Annotated in this window: 21 protein-coding genes; 14 read left to right on the top strand and 7 right to left on the bottom strand. The window is 46.4% G+C overall.

The window, feature by feature from the left end; all coding sequences use genetic code 11:
• Nucleotides 1-29 precede the first annotated feature (29 nt).
• Complete coding sequence (locus AC58VC_RS01280) at nt 30-314, bottom strand: twin-arginine translocation signal domain-containing protein (RefSeq protein WP_497367078.1); 285 nt, start codon at nt 312-314, stop codon at nt 30-32.
• Between the two features lie 149 nt (nt 315-463).
• Here AC58VC_RS01280 and ytxJ point away from each other — a divergent pair, with 149 nt between their 5' ends.
• The 3 genes from ytxJ to AC58VC_RS01265 all read left to right on the top strand — a co-directional run bounded on the left by ytxJ (nt 464) and on the right by AC58VC_RS01265 (nt 3,276).
• Nucleotides 464-805 (top strand): bacillithiol system redox-active protein YtxJ, encoded by a 342-nt coding sequence (ytxJ, locus tag AC58VC_RS01275; protein ID WP_497367077.1) that lies wholly within the window; start codon nt 464-466, stop codon nt 803-805.
• 193 nt (nt 806-998) lie between these two features.
• Nucleotides 999-1,880 carry a DMT family transporter gene (locus tag AC58VC_RS01270; RefSeq protein WP_497367076.1) on the top strand — a complete coding sequence of 294 codons (882 nt, stop codon included), beginning with the start codon at nt 999-1,001 and terminating at the stop codon, nt 1,878-1,880.
• Nucleotides 1,881-1,953: 73 nt separating this feature from the next.
• On the top strand, nt 1,954-3,276 hold the full coding sequence (locus AC58VC_RS01265) for an MFS transporter (protein ID WP_497367075.1): 1,323 nt from the start codon (nt 1,954-1,956) through the stop codon (nt 3,274-3,276).
• A 295-nt stretch (nt 3,277-3,571) separates the two neighbouring features.
• Here AC58VC_RS01265 and AC58VC_RS01260 read toward each other — a convergent pair whose 3' ends face one another.
• Nucleotides 3,572-4,738, bottom strand: coding sequence for a M20 family metallopeptidase (locus AC58VC_RS01260; RefSeq protein WP_497367074.1), 1,167 nt, complete (start codon nt 4,736-4,738; stop codon nt 3,572-3,574).
• Between the two features lie 156 nt (nt 4,739-4,894).
• Here AC58VC_RS01260 and AC58VC_RS01255 point away from each other — a divergent pair, with 156 nt between their 5' ends.
• Entirely contained in the window at nt 4,895-5,179 is a 285-nt protein-coding gene (locus tag AC58VC_RS01255) for a hypothetical protein (protein ID WP_497367073.1), read from the top strand.
• Nucleotides 5,180-5,272: 93 nt separating this feature from the next.
• Nucleotides 5,273-5,926, top strand: coding sequence for a GDSL-type esterase/lipase family protein (locus tag AC58VC_RS01250; protein ID WP_497367072.1), 654 nt, complete (start codon nt 5,273-5,275; stop codon nt 5,924-5,926).
• On the opposite strand, the gene trhA is transcribed toward AC58VC_RS01250, so the two are convergent.
• Nucleotides 5,927-6,559 carry a PAQR family membrane homeostasis protein TrhA gene (trhA, locus tag AC58VC_RS01245; protein ID WP_497367071.1) on the bottom strand — a complete coding sequence of 211 codons (633 nt, stop codon included), beginning with the start codon at nt 6,557-6,559 and terminating at the stop codon, nt 5,927-5,929.
• Between the two features lie 60 nt (nt 6,560-6,619).
• Here trhA and AC58VC_RS01240 point away from each other — a divergent pair, with 60 nt between their 5' ends.
• The 3 genes from AC58VC_RS01240 (at nt 6,620) to AC58VC_RS01230 (ending at nt 9,236) form a co-directional block, all read left to right on the top strand.
• Nucleotides 6,620-7,390: an SDR family NAD(P)-dependent oxidoreductase gene (locus AC58VC_RS01240; protein ID WP_497367070.1), complete on the top strand. Its 771-nt coding sequence runs from the start codon at nt 6,620-6,622 to the stop codon at nt 7,388-7,390.
• Nucleotides 7,391-7,523: 133 nt separating this feature from the next.
• Nucleotides 7,524-8,372, top strand: coding sequence for a DegV family protein (locus AC58VC_RS01235; protein ID WP_497367069.1), 849 nt, complete (start codon nt 7,524-7,526; stop codon nt 8,370-8,372).
• An 18-nt stretch (nt 8,373-8,390) separates the two neighbouring features.
• A complete protein-coding gene (locus AC58VC_RS01230; protein WP_497367068.1) occupies nt 8,391-9,236 on the top strand; it encodes a DegV family protein in 846 nt (281 codons plus the stop codon).
• Nucleotides 9,237-9,301: 65 nt separating this feature from the next.
• On the opposite strand, the gene AC58VC_RS01225 is transcribed toward AC58VC_RS01230, so the two are convergent.
• Complete coding sequence (locus AC58VC_RS01225) at nt 9,302-11,464, bottom strand: HelD family protein (RefSeq protein WP_497367067.1); 2,163 nt, start codon at nt 11,462-11,464, stop codon at nt 9,302-9,304.
• 179 nt (nt 11,465-11,643) lie between these two features.
• Between AC58VC_RS01225 and AC58VC_RS01220 the strand changes: the two genes are divergently transcribed.
• The 5 genes from AC58VC_RS01220 to AC58VC_RS01200 all read left to right on the top strand — a co-directional run bounded on the left by AC58VC_RS01220 (nt 11,644) and on the right by AC58VC_RS01200 (nt 14,403).
• Complete coding sequence (locus tag AC58VC_RS01220) at nt 11,644-12,123, top strand: glutathione peroxidase (protein ID WP_497367066.1); 480 nt, start codon at nt 11,644-11,646, stop codon at nt 12,121-12,123.
• A 263-nt stretch (nt 12,124-12,386) separates the two neighbouring features.
• Nucleotides 12,387-12,755, top strand: coding sequence for a hypothetical protein (locus AC58VC_RS01215; protein WP_497367065.1), 369 nt, complete (start codon nt 12,387-12,389; stop codon nt 12,753-12,755).
• Nucleotides 12,756-12,778: 23 nt separating this feature from the next.
• A complete protein-coding gene (locus tag AC58VC_RS01210) occupies nt 12,779-13,456 on the top strand; it encodes a PIG-L deacetylase family protein (RefSeq protein WP_497367064.1) in 678 nt (225 codons plus the stop codon).
• A gap of 93 nt (nt 13,457-13,549) precedes the next feature.
• Nucleotides 13,550-14,086 carry an MOSC domain-containing protein gene (locus tag AC58VC_RS01205; protein ID WP_497367063.1) on the top strand — a complete coding sequence of 179 codons (537 nt, stop codon included), beginning with the start codon at nt 13,550-13,552 and terminating at the stop codon, nt 14,084-14,086.
• 107 nt (nt 14,087-14,193) lie between these two features.
• Complete coding sequence (locus AC58VC_RS01200) at nt 14,194-14,403, top strand: hypothetical protein (RefSeq protein ID WP_497367062.1); 210 nt, start codon at nt 14,194-14,196, stop codon at nt 14,401-14,403.
• A 1,550-nt stretch (nt 14,404-15,953) separates the two neighbouring features.
• Here AC58VC_RS01200 and AC58VC_RS01195 read toward each other — a convergent pair.
• Together AC58VC_RS01195 and AC58VC_RS01190 are read right to left on the bottom strand one after the other, a co-directional pair.
• A complete protein-coding gene (locus tag AC58VC_RS01195) occupies nt 15,954-17,663 on the bottom strand; it encodes a vWA domain-containing protein (protein ID WP_497367061.1) in 1,710 nt (569 codons plus the stop codon).
• A gap of 11 nt (nt 17,664-17,674) precedes the next feature.
• Entirely contained in the window at nt 17,675-18,976 is a 1,302-nt protein-coding gene (locus AC58VC_RS01190; RefSeq protein WP_497367060.1) for an AAA family ATPase, read from the bottom strand.
• A gap of 184 nt (nt 18,977-19,160) precedes the next feature.
• Here AC58VC_RS01190 and AC58VC_RS01185 point away from each other — a divergent pair, with 184 nt between their 5' ends.
• On the top strand, nt 19,161-19,658 hold the full coding sequence (locus tag AC58VC_RS01185; protein ID WP_497367059.1) for a metallophosphoesterase family protein: 498 nt from the start codon (nt 19,161-19,163) through the stop codon (nt 19,656-19,658).
• A 25-nt stretch (nt 19,659-19,683) separates the two neighbouring features.
• Here AC58VC_RS01185 and AC58VC_RS01180 read toward each other — a convergent pair whose 3' ends face one another.
• Nucleotides 19,684-19,959 (bottom strand): MoaD/ThiS family protein, encoded by a 276-nt coding sequence (locus AC58VC_RS01180; RefSeq protein WP_497367058.1) that lies wholly within the window; start codon nt 19,957-19,959, stop codon nt 19,684-19,686.

Raw genomic sequence — 19,959 nt, 5'->3', positions numbered from 1 at the left:
CCGGGCATCGAATAAATCTCCTGTGAAAGTTAGAAGATCAGCTTTTCCTTATTAATAAGGGTAACGATACGTTCTAAATCTTTTAAATTAAAATGATGACCAATGTGTAAATCGCTGAACTGTAAAAGTTTAAGACCATGGAAGGCATTGGGGAGCCTTTCAAATGACAATGTGATTCTAGTAATATCGTACCATTTTGTTTCTATGAAGCTGGAATAACTGCCAACAAGACCTCCGGAAGCCAGTAGTGAACCTGCAAGCAGAGCGCCTTTTTTTAGAAAAGTACGTCGTGTCACTGGGGGTGTTGATTGCATCATGTTCCTCCTAGTTCCAAAGCTCATTTTATATATTGATTATAGCAATAAGCATACAGTGTTTGCGAATCTTGCGAGGTCTGGCGAGTTGCATAAGCAGCTTGGTTAATTTATAATAATTATAAAGTAAAAGGAAGGGAGAGATTGAAATGTCAGCATGGAAAGAGCTCACAACGGTTGATCAGTGGCAGGAAGTTTGGGATCGTTCCTCCGATAAACCAGCAGTCGTTCTGAAACACAGCACAACTTGCCCAGTAAGCGCAAGCGCGCTTGATGAATATGAACAATATTTGTCAGGGAAGCCCAACGAGGATGTAGATTATTACTTAGTTAAGGTAATCGAGTCTCGCCCGGTCTCTAATCAAATTGCGGAGGATCTGGGTATCAAGCACGCATCACCGCAAATTCTTTATTTCAAAAATAAAGAATCCGTCTGGAATACATCGCATTGGTCTGTTACAAACAAGCATATTACGGCTGTTTTAGACTAAATCATGCACAGGATTTAAACGCAAAGCCCATGGTGGCTGCCTATTAGTACTTAGGCGGCCGCTGTGGGCTTTTTTCTGTGGCTTACAATAATTGAACAATGTCTAAAAAAGATTGGCAATACAAGCATCCTCCTATATAATGATTTGGTGTTTGGCATCAACAGGGTAACTACGCAGTAAGGAGTTTTGTAAGATGAATGCAATGAATAAAACCAAAGTTCCAATTCCTGTCTTTTTGTTAATCGGTATTATCGCGATCTCGTTTTCGGCTATTTTTGTTAGATGGTCTGATGCACCTGCCGCAGTCACAGCTATGTATCGTTTGTTGATGACGAATGCATTAATGCTGCCTTTTCTATGGAGTTATCGGTCAGAGATTACTAGCATTCGCCTAAGAGACTGGCTGCGAACGGCGGCGTCTGGTATCGCGCTTGGCTTGCATTTTTTATTCTGGATGGATTCCCTTCGATTTACGACGGTGGCAAGCTCGACAGCGATTCTCACGTTAGAGCCCATCTTTGTCTTGGTTGGAGCGTTTCTGTTTTATGGGCAAAAAACAAGCCGCGCGGCTGTTATGGCGATGTGTGTGGCTATTGTAGGCGCTATTTGTATTGGGTGGGGCGATTTTCAATTCTCAGGCGCGGCATTGAAAGGCGACTTTTTATCCCTCATCGGAACTGTGGCGGTTGCGCTGCACATGCTTTGGGGCAAAGGCTTGAGAGAGCGGATCTCGGCTTTCGTATACAGCTTCTTTGTTTTCCTATTCGCGGGGCTCGTACTTGCTATCACGAACGTTATTACGGGCACCTCATTCACAGCTTATCCAGCGAAAGAGTGGGGCGTTTTCTTACTGCTAGCAATCATCCCAACGGTCTTCGGTCATTATGTATTTAACTGGCTGCTCAAGTATATGAAGGCTTCGTCTGTATCGATGACGGTTCTGGGTGAACCGCTGGGCGCTTCTATATTGGCTTATTTTTTGCTCGGTGAGAAAATTACTACAATTCAGCTTTTGGCCGGATGTCTGTTGTTAGTTGGAGTTGGCTTGTTTTTGCGGAGCAACGAGAAACAGTAATTTATTAGGCACTAATTGAACGAAGGTGAAATACGAGGTTTGGCAGATTTGTTTTTCCACTTGGAGGGTTAACGTGAGATTTCGCGATTTTCATCGTAATGTTAAATTAAGAATCGGCCTTTCTTTCCTTTCCGGTACCGCGAACAATATGGTGCTTCCCTTCATGTCCATTTACTTTTCTGGAAAATTAGGTGATACGAGCGCTGGGCTTGTGGTCATTCTGGGTATTCTAGCGGGTGTCGTCGCGGGCATTGTAGGCGGCTATTATGCGGATCGAATTGGTCGTAAAAAGCTGATGCTTACCGCAGAAATTGGTTGGATGTTCTGCTTTATGGGGATGGCTTGGTGTAATTCGCCATGGTTGTCGTCACCGTGGATGACGTTTGTTCTGATGATTGGCGTGAGCATGTTCTGGGGCGTTCATGGACCTGCCAATGATGCGATGCTGCTCGACGTTACAGCCCCTGATATTCGGAAATACATGTATGCCATTATGTACTGGATGAACAACTTATCCTTTGCGATTGCTGGTATAGCAGGGGCGTTCTTATTCAAGTCTTACCTGTTTGAGTTGTTCATTGGCTTATCGGTCATTGGTTTGATATCGCTAATTATCACCTATTTCTTTATCCATGAGGTTTACCAGCCAAAGCCATTATCTGTTGATACGGATGGAGAGGGGCGCAGCCTTCAAGGAAAGACGTCCATATGGTCTAATTACAAGCTGGTGCTGTCCGATAAAACATTCATGATCTTCACACTTGCTTCTTTATTGTTAGTCTCAGTGGAATTTCATCTAGGTAATTATGTCGGTGTCCGATTGGAAAAAGAGATGGTTTCTGCCCCGTTCATCCCTTGGATGGCGTCATCCTGGACTGTAGATGGTCTCAAAATGTTAGGTTTTATCCGCACAGAGAATACAGTGCTCGTTGTTGTTCTCTCCGTGCTTATGGGTGTATTCATGCGGCGGTTCTCGGATAGCAAAGTGCTGTTTGTAGGCTACACTTGTTACATTTTGGGCTATAGCTATTTAGCTTATAGCAACCAACCTTGGCTGCTGCTGCTCTCGATGTTCATTGCAACTGTTGGCGAACTGATGTATGTGCCGATCAAGCAAGCGTACTTGGGGAATATTGCCCCTGACCATGCAAGAAGCTCATATATGGCTCTCTTCGGGATGGTGTACAAAGGAGCAACGCTGCTCGGCGGTTTGGGCGTGATCCTTGGTGGCTGGATGCCATCTTGGTTGATGGCAACGCTTATTGCGATTAGCGGGGTCATTGGAATGGCCATGTTCTACGCCATTCTGACTCAGCTCGAAGAGCGTAAAGAAAAGGCGGAGAAGAGCCATAGGGAGGCAACTGCTGGTGCTTCGGCTGCTGGTGTCACGGCTTAAATCTGTAATTAGCGCCGATTACTCCTGCTTTTTCTCATCATAAACCCAGTTTATACCAAATAACTGGAATTTCTGTCGCTAATTTCACCAATTCTAGCGGATTTCGTCCAGCTACTGGCGATTTAGCTGGAGTTTCTACCGCTATTTCATTCCCTGCCACTGAGCAGCTTAAATTAACGGTAGTTCTTCCATCTATTTCAGCTGGGTGGGCTAACTGGAACGTACCGCTGGAGCGGGAAAAAAGGGGCTGTCCCTCAGGACTTTCATGTCCTGTTGTGACAACCCCTTTTCTGTCTTATTTCGTTGCTGCGGCAAACTCATCTTTGATTCTCTGTAGCAGCTCTGGGCTGCAAATGACTTCGTAAGCTGTGCAAGCAAGCGCTTTGGCTGTGAAAATCATAGCGTCCAGAGCAGGCTCTTGCAGCGCCAAATCGCGGAACTCCTTGGTGTGCAGCATGTGCTTCTCGCCAACGACCTTAACGAAGGGATGAATCGTTGGGCATTGAATCGATACATTACCCAAATCAAGTGAGCCGTGGTCCTTGCCGATCTCAATGTCCTTCGGATCGATTCCCATCTCGTTAAGTTGATCCGAGAATACCTGAGACAACGTTTCGTTAGTGCGCAGTTCATCATACGAATATTCGTAGAAGGACGTCTTGAGCGTGCAGCCTGTTTGTAAAGCAGCGCCCTCCGCGCAGTGGAGCACTTTCTGGACAAGCTCATCCGTGTAGGCGCGAGTCGCTGATCGGACATAGAACTGAGCGACGGCATAGTCCGGGATAATGTTAGGCGCTTTGCCGCCTTCACTAATAATGCCATGAATACGCGCATCCGATTTCATTTGTTGACGCAGCGCGTTGATGGAATTGAATAGCTGGAGTACGGCGTCCAGCGCGTTAATGCCTTCATAAGGCTGCGCAGCGGCATGCGCAGAACGGCCGAAAAATTCATACTGAATCGCATCCATGGCCAGGGATTCACCAGATTTTTCGTAGGTGTAATACGGATGCGCCATCAAGGCGATATCCACGTCGCGGAATAGTCCAGCTTCAGCCATGGGCACTTTTGCCCCCTTGGTTTCCTCAGCTGGAGTCCCGTAGACGCGGATACTGCCGCCTGTTTCTGCAAGAACAGACTTAAGCCCGATAGCTGCGCCTAAACTCATCATGCAGATCAAGTGATGTCCGCAGGCATGTCCCAGATCTGGCAAAGCGTCATACTCCGCTAAGAAGCCAACAACCGGTCCTGCTTTCCCGGAGTCATAGGTGGCGATAAAAGCTGTAGGAATATCTAATACGCCGCGTTCAACCCCAAAGCCATGATGTTCCAGCTCTTCCGTTAAGCGTGCGAAAGCCTTAAATTCTTCATGTCCGAGCTCTGGATTCGCGCCGATAAAGCTGGATATTGCTTTGAATCTGTCTGCATTATTGTCAATGGTTTGCGTGATGGTGGATTTCATATGTGAGAAGGCTCCTTTATCTAATTACTTGCTTTTATTGTAGTATAAAGGAGAGCAAACTACCACTTTAAGGAGCTCTGAGTTACAATAAGTGAACGAAGTTCAAATTGAAAAGATGAGCTTGCTAAGAAAATCATGTTGTGGGGGAACAGTCAGATGATGAAATATGGCGCAGAGCACGTTGAACACAAATTTACATTATCTTTTATTGAATCCGAGGTACGCGGACAATGGCGCGACATTTATCTAAGGATGCATCTTGCGGCTGGTGAAACGTTTCCGGAGGATCTCATCGATCCAACTATTCTTGTGATTTGCAATTTGGATGGGGATATTGTGCAGGTTGTGCTTCATGACGAGGGCTGTGACTGCGAGTTTCAATTCACGTATGCAGAAAAAGCGCAAATCGAAAATTTTGTTCAGGGGCATGTAAACGTATAAAAAATCTTGCCGAACAACTGGTGAGAGTGTCCCTTCCCAAACTGGGCGCTGACGCATATACTATCCTACGTCAGGCTTTAGGGAGAGGATAGCATGGAAAAGACGATTAACTATTTGGCATTTGGCGATTCACTAACCGTTGGATTTGGTGCACCGGATGGTCGCGGATTCGTGTACAGCTTTAAGATGAAGGTCGAGCAGTGGCTTAACGTTCCTGTTCAATTAATCCAAGCGGGCACGAACGGTGCTACGACTAGCGAATTGCTCCAAACGCTTGAGTCCGATCCGATAATTCAGAAGGATATCCAACAAGCGGATATCATAACGATTACAGCTGGCGGCAATGATTTAATCCAAGCGGCAATTCCTTTCTTTTATCAAAATGATCCTGCGTTTCTAAAGTCAGCTCTTCAAACCTACGAATCGAATTATAAACAAATCATGGTGCAAATAGAAACGCTGCGGCAAGGTATCGACACCCCGTATTTAATTGCCTTGATTGGATTGTATAATCCTTTACCGCAGGTCCCTGAATCGGCTTATTGGGTGCAGCGTTTTAACATATTTTTACGGAAATTAGAGCAGCCGCATATTCATATCGTTCAGGTGTATGATGCTTTTGTGGGGCAGGATACCCGTTACCTTTCCGATGATGCCATTCATCCGAATGAAGATGGTTATGATGAGCTGGCGCGTCAGGTTGAGAGCGTCGTCTCCTTGCAGCAGCTGCAGCGGCTAATTCCTTAGTTATGACATGATGACATATCCAAAGATGGAAACGAAATGACAGGCGCTACCGGCGAGCACGAAAATATGCCAAATGGCATGGTGATAAGGGATGCGCCTCCATACATAGAAAATGGAACCGAACGTGTACAGCAGTCCGCCAACAACAAGCCAAACGATGCCTCCGAAGGGCAGGTTCACGTATAGAGGCTTGAAGGCAATAACAATGAGCCACCCCATGAGAATATAACATAGCGTTGAGATGAGGATAAATCGTTTCACATAAAATATTTTGAGCACGATTCCTGCTAAAGCAAGCCCCCAAATCACGCTCAAGAATGTCCACCCCAAAGGCCCACGCAGCGTCACAAGCATATAAGGGGTATAGGTGCCAGCAATTAAGACGTAAATAGCGGAATGATCAAACACCTCGAAAATATCTTTCAAACGGGGATGACTGACGCTATGCAGCAAGGTGGAGCAGGTGTATAGCGTAACGAGCGCCACACCAAATACGCTAAAGCTCACAATATGCCACGCATCGCCGTGCAGACATGCCTGAACAACGAGCAGGATAAGCGCTGCGATGCTCAAAAGGACGCCAATCCCGTGGCTGATGGCATTGGCTTTCTCTTCTTTAACGGAATATTCCATGTGATTCCCTACTTTCTTTGTTAGCTACAACTACTTCCTAATAGATTGGACGATGAGAATATGTTTTTACCTTCATTTCGACTAGATAATAAAATTGCTTTGGTGACAGGAGCAGGAAGAGGAATAGGCAGAGCGCTCGCGATCGGGCTTGCTGAGGCCGGTGCTGATGTTGCCCTTTTTGCGCGTACATCAAGTGATATCGAAGAAGTTGCCGCCGAGATTCGTGCATTGGGCAGAAAAGCTTATCCGTTCCAAGTGGACGTCACGAATAGAGAACAAATTGAACAGGCTGTAGGACAAATCATTGAAAAAACAGGTAGATTGGATGTTCTAATCAACAATGCCGGGATGAATATTCGCAGCCAAGCACTGGCCGTAACGGATGAAGAATGGGATACCATTATGCAGACGAATCTCAAATCCGCCTTTTTGTGCGCGCAAATTGTTGGTCGTCAAATGAAAGAGCAGGGATATGGTCGGATCATCAATATTGCCTCTGTTGCCGGACATGTTGCCCTGCGTACCGGCGTTGTATACGCAGCTACTAAAGCTGCCATGATTCAAATGACGAAGGTGCTTGCACTGGAGTGGGCAAAATTCGGAATTAACGTGAATAGCATAGGTCCTTGGTATTTTAAAACGCCGCTTACGGAGAAAATATTGGCTAATCCTGATTATTTAGCTGATATTATTGCGCGCACGCCCATGCAGCGTGTTGGGGAGCTTGAAGAGTTGGTGGGACCTGCTGTGTTCTTGGCTTCTGATGCAGCGAATTATGTGACGGGTCAGACACTGTTCGTTGACGGCGGTATGACGATCTATGGTTTCTAATGTATAGTTACTTCATTTTGTATGATTGAGCTTTCCTTCCATATCCTTTATACTGAACACACAACAATCCATAGATTTAATGTGGTTTTCAGTTTGTAGACGGATAGATAGAAAGATAGGGTGGTTGACCGTAATGTCCCAGGTGCGTATTTTTACAGACAGCACATGTGATTTAAGTGATGAACTCATTCGAAAATATCACATCGAAGTTGTGCCTCTTTATGTTATTTTTGATGATCAATCGTTAAAAGATGGTGTTTCAATCAAGCCAGACCGGCTGTTTGAGCTTGTTGATGAAAGCGGGAAACTGCCCAAAACAGCAGCGCCTTCTCCAATTGATTTTGAGCGGGCGTTCGAAGGGGCTGTACAGGCTGGAGATGATGTCGTCTATATCGGACTTTCGTCGGAATTATCAGCGACGATTCAAAATGCATCCATAGCGGCTGCAAATTTTCCAGATGATAGAGTTACTGTAATAGATTCTAGAACTCTATCAACAGGGATTGGTTTGCTAGTGTTGAGAGCAGCTCACTCGGCTCAGGAAGGTAAGAGCAGCTCGGAAATCAAAACGATAATTGAGTCGTATCGATCCCATATTGAAGTAGAGTTCATCATTGATACTTTGGAGTATTTGCATAAAGGTGGAAGATGTTCGAGCGTCCAGCATTTCCTCGGAAGTCTATTGAAAATTAGACCTGTTGTGAAAGTGATTAACGGGGCTATGACATTGACGGACAAAGTAAGAGGGAAGCGGGAGAAAGCGCTTCAACAGCTATTAGATAATGCGCTTGCTCTAAAAGACGATATGGATACAGAGTTCCTGTTCGTCACTCATGCCATGGCAGCTGAGGAAGCTGCGTATGTCAAAGAGCAGATTGAACAACAAACTAATATTAAGCAAGTCTATATAACCGAAACCGGCTGTGTGGTATCTAGTCACTGCGGACCTCGTACGGTTGGAATCGTTTTCGCCAAAAAATAAGAAATGAGTGTTCACAACATGACGACAATCAAGATTATCACTGACAGCAGCTGCGACCTCCCCCAATTGATTGTGGACGAGCTAGGGATTACAATTGTGCCTTTGTCCGTACATTTTGGAGAGGAGTGCATGCCCCCTCACATGGAGCTTTGTGAATTTTATGCGAGAATGAAAACGGAGAGTGTACTGCCTAAGACGTCTAGTCCTTCACCGCTACATTTTCTCACAGATTATCAGAAAAAAGCTGAGGTAAATCAGGATATTCTTGTGATTTGTCTTTCTTCTGCTCTAAGCAGTACGTACAATCATGCACTTATGGCCAAAGCGATGCTCCAGGAGGAAGGTTATCAAGGACGCATTGAAGTCATTGATTCGAGAACGGCTTCATTAGGGTTAGGTGTACTAGCCTTTAAAGCTGCCAAAATGGCTGTGGAACATGTTCCTTTTGAGCAAATCGTAGAGTCGATACGTCGTTCGGTTGCTTCTTCGGGGACACTGTTTTTCTTGGATACGTTAGAAAATGTTATTAAAGGTGGACGGCTTGATCGGGTCCGAGGGGCTGTAGCTTCTGTTTTGAATATTAAGCTCGTCATGAAAGCCAGTGAAGAAGGCTCGATTGAAGTCATGGACAAAATCCGCGGCACGCAACAAGCGTTGAAGCGGATGATCGCCAAAGTGGGCGAGGCGGTTCACGACTACGAAAAAGATGTGATTGCCGTCGCACACAGCAACTGCGAGGAAAGAGCACGTGAGGTTTTGAGCCAACTCCTCCAAAAGCATCCGTTCCGCAACGTGTTATTCGCGAACATGGGGACTGTCATAGGCACGTATGCTGGAGAAGGCGGCGTACTGATCGCTTATTAAATGAAAAGAAAGACACCTGATCGATTTCTATGGCACTTAGGCCTTAGAGGAATCAGGTGTCTTTTTTATGAAGGAGCAACCGTTGTTACAATCTCAGGATCATCTGTCGAGACAAGAGGTGATAATTCGCCAGGCGCCATTAGCCACAACTCATGAAGTGCACGTGTACAGCCTACATAAAGTAGTTTGGCATCTATGAGCGTTGCTTCGTAATGTCCAGCAGTGACATCCATCAGCAGAACGGCGTCAAACTCCAGTCCTTTGGTCAAATAGACCGGCACGACCGAAATTCCCCCGCGATACACACGTTGTTTGGATGTGATGAGATTTGTTTCAATGCCGGCTTTCGTCAGGACGTCATGCAACTCCTCAGCCTGTTTCTCCGTACGAGCAACAACGGCAATCGTGCTGGATGTTCCTTGCTGTAAAGTCGCGATAGCTTGTTGCAGCAAGGGAATTCGTCCTTTGAGGTCCGTCTGCAACACCCGGACTTTGTTCCCGCTGCGGAACACGGGGACTGCAAGAAGCGGGTTCTCGACGCCTCGTTGCAGCACCAGATTAGCGAACTGGATGATCTCCATTGTTGACCGGTAGCTGCGCTCCAGCTCGAAGTAGCCGCCTTGGTCTTCTTGAAATAGACTTGAGAATTCCTTCCAGTCTTGGATGCCTTGATACGCATGAATACCTTGTGACAAATCACCCAGAATTGTAAAGGAACTGTTGCGTGTATAGCTATCTAGAACGGCCACCTGGAAAGGTGAAAAGTCTTGGGCTTCGTCAATGACGACATGGTCGAACAATTGGTCTGATGGAATGCCATAGAGACGCGTATGGATATAAAGGAGTGGAGCAAGATCTTCGAGCTGCACTTCTTTTTTCTTGAAAAGCTTAAGCGATGCGCTGACAATGGGCTCGGGCAGCTTACGGAGAAGCTCTGTAGGCAAGCTGTCTGGGCGGTTGGTTTCAGCGAACAGCATTTTGTAGAGACTGAATGCCGTATGCTCTGGCCAACCTGTCAAATAGGTCCGCAAGCGCTGTGCGGATTTCTTTTTCAGATCTTTCTTCCGGGTTTGCTCCCAGATCTTGTCGAGCTGCATTTCCATCCAACGCTTGATGCGGGCTACGACGCGTTCGCGACGTTTGACGAGTGGATAATGCTTATTCTCGACGAAAAACCATTCGCGTATATTTGCTAGCGGCAGCTTAACGCCCTCCCAAGGAATGAAATCCGCTGTAGGGACGTAGGAGGACTCGAACTTCGTTAAGCAATCATCTAAATATTGTTTGAAGTTAATCGATCCTTTAAATCTGCCTGGTGCATGATCGTCCACCGGAGGTCTCTTGCTTCCAAGAGAGAACCAAGTTTGCAGAGTCAGCGCTTGATCCGCTAACTTCACTTCTTGATCGAGTACATGGAGTGCCCAATCTGTAAAAGTGCTTTGCTGAATATTGCCTACACCCAGTTCAGGCAACACACCTGATATGTAATCAAGGAACATCGAGTTCGGTGCGAAAATAATCATTCGCTCTGCACGAACCTGTTCACGGTATTGATAAAGTAAAAAGGCGAGACGATGCAGGGCAACCGTTGTTTTACCACTTCCTGCAACCCCTTGGATAATGAGCGCCGTATTCTTGGCTGCACGGATGATCCGGTCTTGCTCCGCTTGGATCGTGGAGACGATATCACGAAGCTTGTTGTCTTTATTTTCCCCTAACCGATAGAGCAGAAATTCGTCGCCAACGGCTAATGAGTCTTCGTTGCGGTCATACGTATCCACGACGCGTTGAAGGATTTGCTTGCGAACAACGAGATTTCGTTTCAAATAGACGAGACCTTCAATGAGTCCGTCCGGTGAGTCGTAGGAAGCAGCATCAAGTCCGCCAGTGAATGAGTAGAATAAGCTGGCAACTGGTGCGCGCCAGTCGATAACAAGCAATTGACCGGTACGTTCGTCTTCTACGCCTGATTTGCCAATATATAAGGGCTGGGATGAAGCCGTGCCTGACTCTTGGAAGTCTAGACGGCCAAAATAGGGCTCATCAACGGCTTTGGCCAAGTTGTGGCGGCCATTTTCACGTGCGACTTCTAGCGCTTGTTCCGTTAAATCAGGGCCGTAATAGACAGGAGTTGATCTAAGCCTAGCCAGCTGCTTGTCAATTTCGATATTGGTTTCTTCGAGTCGTTGCAGTTCTTCTTGATAGGCACTTTGAGTCTTTGTGTCCAAGATCAGTTACCTCCTAAGATCAGATGTTGTGTCTATTTTGCGAATAAACAGGTAAACAATATAACACACCTGTCAGGATATGGGAAGCTAAACCGTGTAACGTTATGATATTTGGGGGTGATGGGAAACAATGCTATAATGGACAAGTAGTTATTTTAACTTTAAAGGAGTAGATTGCGATGTCCATTTATGATATTGAGGTTCAGACCATCACGGGAGAAACGAAGTCACTTGCTGATTACAAAGGCAAAGCATTACTCATTGTCAATACAGCAAGCGCATGCGGCCTTACGCCTCATTACAAAGGTTTGCAGAGTCTATATGAGCAATACCAAGAGAAGGGTCTTGTTGTTTTAGGATTCCCTTGTAATCAATTTGCCGGTCAAGAGCCTGGGACTAATGAAGAGATTCAAAGCTTCTGCGAGCTTAATTACAATGTTACTTTCCCGATGTTTGCAAAAGTGGATGTGAAAGGTGAAAACGCTCACCCTTTATTCACCTATTTGCTAAGCCACACACCAGAACCTTATCGCACTGGCGATATTGAATGGAACTTCGTGAAATTCCTTGTAGATGCAAACGGTAATGTAGTCAAACAGTACAGCGCGAGAACGGAACCTTCCGATATTGCAGCTGATATTGAAGCAATTATAGCGTAACCGACTTAAGAAAAAAGTTGTTGCATTGCTGACAACCCCTCGCTATAATCAGAAATAATCATTGAAAATGAAGGAGTCGAATCCATATGAATAAGACAACTTGGTTCGTACAATTTCATTATTTTTATAGGCGTTAGCACATACCTGAACTTATCAGGGTGGGCTAACGCATTTCGCGTTGGCCTCCCTGCGGGATAGTAATTCGCGCAGGACCATAGGTCCGGCGCGTTTTTTTATCTCGGGAGAAGGGACTAGGTGAAGGTATGGGAAACAGCAATCAAAGGTATGAGAGTCCGGAAGATGAGAGTCGGTTCATGAATCACCTCGAACAAGCTAGAGTAATCCTGTTAGCGCCTAAAGCTTCAATGAAAGTGAATGCACGGATACGTGAACTAACGAATGAACTGCAATTAGTTGGCATTGGGGTAAGAATGGAATGTCTGACTTTCGATTCTGGGAAACATATAGCAGATGGGCTTGGCATGCGTTTTGTCATTTCGATAAGTGATAACGGCAAGGCGGAGAATGAAGTCAGCTTGATGGATTTAGAGGAACACGTTGAGAGGACGATGCCTTGGGATCAAGCGATTTATATGATTGAGAAAGTGTATCCGCCCGCAAATTTTACATAAAAGAAAACGGAGTGAAGATCAAGATGGGAACTCAATATGGTTTTGTTTATGCGCATCCGGATGATGAGACATTTCTGAGCGGATGTTTAATTCGCAAGTACGCGGATGAAGGCAGCAGACCTGCTTTGCTGTTAGCAACTCGAGGAGACGCTGGCCGACATGGGTTAGAGCGAGCCGCGGATAAGTCGGAGCTCGCTAGGCTGAGGGAAGAAGAAATGAACGCTGCCGCTGAAGTACTAGGAATTTCAATTGTGGAGCATTTGGGCTTCCCAGACGGTCAATTGGCGAATATTAATTTCAATGATCTAGTCGCTGGCGTTATTTCATTTATTCAACGGTATGAAGTGGAGAATGTGTTTAGCTTTGCAGAAGACGGTGGGAATGGACATCCGGATCATGTAACCATTTCCAAAGCATCGACAGCTGCTGTTTTAAGTGGGAAATGTCCTAGCGTTCGCAGGCTTTACTATGCGGCGTCCGGAATTACTCGGGAACGGGGACTTGAGCCTTCGATCGTAGTAGATACGAAATCGGGCTGGGCAGTCAAAGCAGCTGCCTTGAAAGCTCATGCGACCCAGCACATCGCCATTGCCAAATATTTTGGGGATGTTAATGTTTTTCCGGAGGAACGCAGATGGGAAGCTTTTGTACTGGGATGGGAAGACGGTGTCATGTGGCCGGAGCTTGCGGCGAAACATTAGGCTGCAAAGAGTGGAAATGTAATTAACAACAAATGCCGAAAGTGCATAATGATAAGTAAGTTGCGAAATTTTGGACAAGGCGGGTAGGCATAAATGACGATGATTGTAAAAGTTGAAGCTGTGCTTATAGCTGATAATCCAGCTACATTTGTGACGAGGGAAATTGACGGTGTAGAGCTGAAATTTGGCGGTATTGAAGGCGACAGACATTTTGGCGTATTGGCCAAAGCTGACTCGAGGCAGCCGATGTATAAGAGAGGCACCGAGATCATGAATCGCCGTCAGCTTAGTCTTGTATCTGTCGAGGAACTTCAAGGCATCGCAGACAGGCTAGGTGTAGAAACCATTCGACCTGAGTGGTTGGGAGCGAACATACTGGTGAGTGGTGCGCCTGAATTAACCAAGCTTCCCATGGGTATTCGGATGATGCTTTCAAGCGGCGGCGGGTTAGTATGCGAGGGAGAAAATGTACCATGTGCGGGACCTGGCAGAGTGATCGCGGAACAGTATGACGACAAAAGTTTAACGAAACATTTTATCATACAAGCGCAGAAAAGTAGGGGGATCGTCGCCTATGTTGAATGTCCCGGTGAAATAAAGCCAGGAGATCATATTGAAATTGACATTTAATTTTACACTTTGTTATTGAGCTACCCCCTCAAAAAAACACGTTGTTACGAAAGCTATTTCTAATAAGAAATAGCCTGGAAATTGTTGGCTTTGGAAGGTGCAGAGAAATGTCACTTAGCAACTGTGAAGCATGCGGAAAACTTTTCATAACGAAATTTGAAAAACGTTGTAAACCATGTGCGCAGCTGCTGCTGATCGAGTCGCATAAGGTCAAAGATTTTGTTCGGAGCCATCCCGGTGCCACGCTGATTGAAGTTTATCATGAGACCGGCGTATCGCTCCAGACGATCAAAGAACTGATGCAGGCCAATCAGTGAGAGCGGAAGATTGCTTACGATAGCAGCCTCGCGGCGAAGTATCCATGTTCAGCTGACAAGAATTCAGCGGAGGGCTATACTCTAACGGAGCTGGAGTCCGTTATTTGGAGGAATACGAGCTGTTTCTTCTCTGTGAGGAACTACAGGGCCTTATTCGAACTCCGTGGCATGTTTTTCTGGTGAATTTAGCGAGATAGCGGACTGTACTTCCCACTGCAGGTGGAACATGTCCCTTTTCAGTGAAATAACGGATTGTAGTTCCCCAATAGACAACTTGGAGATCAATAAACGGTGTGTTTGGAGCGGCGGAGAGATAACAACCGTTGCGGCATAATACTTTTTACTTTTACATACATAAAACAGAAGTGAGCGGACATACTATCTTTGACGGTGAAAGCAGAGAGGTGTCGTGTCAAAGACAATTTACATTTACACCAAGGGAAGTTGTTGTTGAATCCGTATGGAAGCGAGGAGATGTGCCGCAGAAATCATTAATGTAGTCAGGTACTGCAATAGTGTTGATGAGGTAGAAACCGAGCTGAGTAAGGTTCAAAGCATAGTACCATAAATCTATTCACCGTCATGAGGACTCCGAAAGGGGTCTTCATTTAATTTATATAGGACTTTGATGAAATAACTGGAGCTTGTGCAGTTATTTCAGTCGATTTACCTCATTTCTTAGGAAACTTGAGGAATTAGCAGATAAATTTCCATCTAATGGCTCGAGAGCAAACATCGATGCAGCGGAAAAAATAGTGTACCTAGAGTCCATCGTGTATAACGAAAGGTTTGCAAACCGAGTCATTCGCGGTTTTGGTGAATTTCAAGTGAATTTAGGTTGACCCAATTATTTGAAGAGCGATTCAACCACAGCGCAAGAAAAGGAATAAAAAACCAACTCCCGTGCCTTCCCCTGCCTTCGCGTGGGCTCGCCCACACGAAGGAAAAAGACTGAAAAATCAATATTCAATCTTCGCAATCGTGTATTAATGTATATTCCTACTAGCTTACACAAACTTCTTGACGCTACCCGAGAGCAGCCAGAAATGAACAAATTAGCAGTACTTTTTCCCTTTAAAATTTAAGGGGATAGTGCTGAGTAAAGTGAGGGGCATAAGGATGAGGCGATGTCGAGACGGCTGAGTAGCAAATTCGAAGGCATGACGTTGCATTTTATACAACGTAATGGCATGGTCTGACCGCAAATGTGGTCTTTCATTGCACAATATACAGCCATTTGTTGGTAAAAGGTGAGATGTAAGCGGTTTAGTGCATGAATTGTTGTACAAAGTACAATATAGAGGGGTGCTAAGGCCCAATACAGCCAAATAGTTGCACAAAGTACAACATAGAATGCTGTTGCAGTCGCAACTTGGAGATGAGTGATAAATGGTGTGACGGGATGAGATGACGATGTGGGCGTCTGAGCAGCAAAGTCGAGGTCGAAGGCTTGTGTTACATTTTATACAATAATGGTCGTTGTTTGCGGTTACATGATAAATTATCCCCCGAAAACCCATGAAGGGATTCGGGGGATTGTTTGATTGGGGTCATCGCTTCGCAAACACATCAAGCAGCAGCTCATCCTTAGCAGGGTCTTGCATATCCCAAGCCGTTGCAAAACGCACCTGATGCGAGACACCGACAATCTCGTATTTGTGCGCGAGATGCTGGCGGGCGGAGCCGATGATCAGGGAATGCAGCCGCAGCTGCTTTTTTTGGCCCAGCAGCGCGAGCTGCTGCTGGGTTGCTTTGGAGATTTGGCCAACGCCATCGGTGACCATCACGAAGTCAGCATCGTGAAACTGCGGCTGATGCTGAACGATGTCCATGCCTCTGCCCAGCGGGGCGTCGAAGTTCGTGCCGCCGCCGAAAGCAAGCTGCGCAAGGCCGTAGAAGCGATCCCAGTCAGGACGCTTATAGGACAAGACGTGCTCGACAAGCTCGCCTTTGGCGCCGAACAGCAGCAAGACGAAGTCCCGCCGCTCGAGAAGCGCGAAGGAGGCGAAGGTCGCAGTAAACAGCTGGGCAAGCCGAAGCTTGTTGCCGAGCATCGAATGCGACGTGTCGAGCATGCAGATCACGGGACCTTTTTGCGGTTCTGGAGAAGAGCCGCTGTAGTTGTAGGTCATGAGCTTATTTTCCATCCATTTGACGAGAAAATAAGGCTCAAAATCTTCGTCCGCAAGCAGGCTAGCTTCGCTGGGAAGCAAATGTGCGATGTCTCCGGAATGACGCAAATCATCGTAGGACTCAGGTACATACGGCGAGCGCTGCTTCTTCCGCTGAACCCGCAGGTGATGGATGTTGCGGCCCACCTCCTGCAAGAAAGCCACCAAATCCTTGCTGCGCTTCAGCTTTTCAATCCACTGTACGTAGTACTCGAACGTCTGCCTCCGCAGCTTACCCAGCTCGCTGCCCCAGCGCCGGTTCGCGAGCCGCTGACTCGCCTGCACGAGCTCGTGCACATTAAAGCTGTCCACCTCTTCGAGGGACAGCGTCTCCTTCAAAGATCGCCCGAGCCAATCGCCTAGCTCGGACTCGAGCTCTTGCATCGCGGCGAGGTCGCGGGCGCTCATGCGGTCCAGCTGGCGCTTGCGGCGCTCGAGTTCCTCTTCCGCCTTACGCAGCTTAGCTTTCAGCTTGTCGCGTTTCATGAACTCCGTGCGCAACTCGCCTTGCAGTTCCAGAATACGCTGCTTCAACGCGCGTATCTCTTCTACAACAAGTGGCCGCGAATCGGAGGCCTCTTGCTTGTCTTCAACGGCTCGTTTTCCTTGCTGCAGGGTATAACCAACAAGCCGCAGCTTCTCAATTTGCTTGTCAGTGAGCCGCTCGCTGACGCTTTTGTCCTCTTGGCCACTCATCTGCTGTTTTTTCTCTAAACCGATACCAACTTGCTGCTGTTCTTTTTGCCGCTTTTTCACTTCTTTCTCATATGATTCTGTCAGCCACATCAATGCTTTGAGCGCTGTCTTGAAGGAAGCGTTCACTTGTCCAATTGTGCGTGGATGAATGGAGACATAGAAGTATTGCTTGGTCAAGGTTAGTACCATCCAGCGGTGGAAAGGTGTTTCCTCAGAGGCAGCATCGATCTCAGGTTTCGTTAAATAAAAGCACATGAAGAAATCGGCAAACAGTTCAAGCGAAAACCAGGGAGCTTGCCGCATCGCTTCGCGCATCCACTCCTGAGCGACGCGGGAAGAATGAACGTAGCCCTCAAACACATACCGATCGACCCGTGTGCAGCGTATGATCATAGAGTAACCTCTTAAAGAGTATAGTCGTACACGATTCCCGGAATTTCACGGTCAAACAATGTGCGATATAAGCCCTGAATGGATTGTAAAATGCGTTCACCCTGGATACGAAGGTGAGTAAATTTAACGGCATACTGCTCGGGATGCTGCAGAAAAATGGATTGTGAGGCGATCCATTCGGGCAGTTTCTTTTCTTTTTCCTGCCAGGAGACGAGTCTACCTCGCAAACTGCGTGCCGTATCCTCAAGTTCAGTGCGGCATTCTTCCAAGCTGCCCTTAAGACGTTCAGCGGCCTCTTTGGATAAGGACCCGCCGATCTCTTTTTTAAATTGGAAGGCGTGGAGCTCATCTTCCTTGTCGAGCCACTTTTTGACCGTCATACTGTACTGCTGCAGAGGAAGCTCCTGTTCCATCTCGCGTTTGAGCATATCCTGAAATAACGTATCAAAAACGGCTTTTACTTCAGGCAAATCTTCTGGGAAATCCCAAAGCATGTGAGGAGTGAGGACGGTATCCCAAACGCCAACTGAACTGCGCCCATGAATGGCGGCTGAAATTTTCCAAGTGTGTCCAATTTTATTCCAGCGCCGATCGGAGAGCACATATTCTTTCTCTTGCAGGGCTGTTTTCAATTGGAAGAGCATGTAGATCAAAGCATCTGGCAAGTGTATATCCATAGCTTGTGATTTCAATTGGTTAATGAGCTCTGTTGAAAGCAAAGTGGGAAGAGGTGACCTTGGCGCCTGAAACATCAGCTCGAAGCTGGAGATTTGCTTGACATACTCGACCTCAAACCGGAACAAAAAGCGATCGTAAAGTGCAGCTAGCTGCTCGTTATCTTCAGGCAATTCATTGGAGGCTGCCATTAAAAATAAGAGAGGTGACGGCTGCTTCAGACGTCCATTGAAGAAAACGCGCTCATTTAATATGGATAAGAGTGAGTTAAGAATCGCGCTGTTTGCTTTGAATATTTCATCAAGGAAGGCGAAACGCGCGCTAGGCAGATAACCTTCCGTGAGGCGACTGTACTCATCTTGTTTCAATTTTTGCAAGGAGACTGGGCCGAATAGCTCGTCTGGTGTAGTGAAGCGAGTCAATAAATAGTCGTAATAGGGCTCATTGCCGAATAATTCTGCTGTAGCTCGAGCCAACTGTGATTTTGCCGAGCCGGGAGGTCCGACTAAAAGGACATGTTCACCGCTCATGCTCGCAAGAAGCAAAATTCGGATAAGTTCTTCCCGCTCCATGAACCTTTTCTCGAGATGCCCCATAGCTTCTCTTAACTTGTTCTGTATGACGATGGGATCTTTCATCATGGTTGTCCCCCTTGGCGTATACTTCAGCATTATTGTATCAAACTGCGCTGCAAACATCGAATTTTCAGGACATCCGTTTCATGAGTCAAACACCTTAGTTTGCTCATAATTCTGCTTTGTATTTGCAGTTCCTTCTAGCGAATGAGAAAATAGGAGCATATGTGGAAAAAGGGGTGATTTTATGCGAATTGGTGTCATTTCCGATACGCATCTATCCGCGAGGGTACATAAGCTGCCTGATACGCTTGTAACGGGTTTAAAGGGTGTTGATCTAATCCTGCACGCAGGAGATTGGGTGAGCGAGCATGTGGTCGATCTTGTTGAACAAATTGCTCCATGCGAAGCTGTGGCCGGGAACAATGACGGTCATGAGATTGTAGAGCGCTTTGGACTGAAGAAAATCGTGAACGCCGGGAAATATCGAATCGGGCTTATTCATGGTGACGGCTTCCGTAAGACGACAGAGGAAAGAGCCCGTGAAGCATTCCGGGAAGAGCAGCCGGATATTGTCATTTTCGGGCATTCTCATGTTCCTTATAGTCAAACCATTGACGGGATACTGATGTTCAATCCAGGCTCGCCAACGGATAAAAGAAGGCAGCCTCAATATTCCTATGGCATTATTGAATTAGGCGATCGAATTCAGGCTCAGCACTATTTTTATGAGAGTAAAGCTTAGCTTTATGAATTCTGCAAGCGCAGGGTTACCCGCCGGAGACCGCTTGGAAAATAGTGAGTCGATCTCCGAGCTGAAGCGGGATATCTAGATCATCCAGCCAAGCGATATTCGTATCATTATAGTAAAGCAGGACATGCTTTCGAACTTGTCCTGTTTCTGTCCAAAGGTGAACTCGCAGCTTAGGGTAGCTAAGCAGAAGTTGATTAAGTGCTTCTTGCAAAGTGAGCGCATGCAAATCAAATTTCACTTTGCCGCCTGTGCAATCACGCAGCAAAGAGGGGAGACTGACCGTAATGTGCAT

Source organism: Paenibacillus sp. J22R67, assembly GCF_059692175.1.
This window is presented reverse-complemented; position numbering and strand designations above follow the sequence as displayed.